Origin of the sequence: Mesorhizobium sp. M7A.F.Ca.CA.004.04.2.1 (assembly GCF_004022825.1) — a bacterium.
In the GTDB taxonomy this organism is placed as follows: Bacteria; Pseudomonadota; Alphaproteobacteria; order Rhizobiales; family Rhizobiaceae; genus Mesorhizobium.
Map to the genome: position 1 here is coordinate 1 of NZ_RZPH01000893.1, position 963 is coordinate 963.

At 69.5% G+C, this 963-nt stretch carries 1 protein-coding gene and 1 pseudogene; both read right to left on the reverse strand.

Going from position 1 to position 963, the window contains the following annotated elements:
* Positions 1-468, reverse strand: a pseudogene (locus tag EN893_RS28775) (cobyrinic acid a,c-diamide synthase); the annotation flags it as partial.
* Positions 465-963: SAM-dependent methyltransferase (locus EN893_RS39530; protein ID WP_245490922.1), on the reverse strand; the 499-nt coding region annotated here is incomplete at its 5' end. The gene EN893_RS39530 and the pseudogene EN893_RS28775, both read right to left, overlap by 4 nt.

Genomic DNA, 963 nt, shown 5'->3' on the forward strand with positions numbered 1-963 from the left:
GCCCAACCGGTTGAGCACTACACCGGCCATGCGTACATCCGGATCGTAGGTGGCAAAGCCCTTGGCGACGGCGGCCGCGGTGGTCGACTGGCCGGAGACGTCGAGCACCAGCAGCACCGGCAGGCCGTAGAGCCGAGCCAAGTCTGCGGCTGACCCGGTGCGCCCCGGCGAGGCCGGAATGCCGTCGAACAGGCCCATGGCGCTTTCGAGGATGACGAAATCGGTGTCGTCGGCGGCTTGCGCGGCGAGTGCGTTGAGCAGCGATGGCGGCATCGCCCAGCTGTCCAGATTGACGCCCGACAGTCCCGTGGCGGCGGTGTGGAAGCCGGGGTCGATATAGTCGGGGCCGGATTTGGCGCCTCGCACCTTCAGCCCACGCCGGGTGAGGGCGCGTAAAATGCCGATGGTGACGCTGGTCTTGCCGGAGCCGGAGCGCGGCGCGCCGATGATGATGGCGCGGGCCGTCATGCTTGTCCCGCCAGTGCCGCGCGCATGGCAACGATCCCGCCAACGACGATCAGCGCCGGCGAGGCGAGACCGGCGGCCGCGGCTTCCTCGGCAATGGTGGCGAGCGTTGCGACGACGGTTCGTTCCTGCGGCGTCGTTGCGGCGACGATCACTGCCGCCGGTGTCGACGGCGCCAGCCCGCCGTCGAGCAGTGCCGCCGCGATCAAAGGCAGGTTGGCCATGCCCATATAAACGACGACAGGCTGGCCGGTGCGGGCGATTGCCGCCCAATCGAGATCGTCATCGGTGCCGGCGGCGTGGCCGGTGGCCAGGATCACCGCCTTGTTGATGCCGCGCATGGTGGCCGGGATGCCGGTCGCGGCCAGAGCGCTGAGGCCCGAGGTCAGGCCTGGCAGCACGCGGAACGGGATGTTTTCATGCGCCAGCGCCAGGGCTTCTTCGCCGCCGCGGCCGAAAATATAGGGATCGCCGCCCTTCAGCCTGACGACCCGGCGG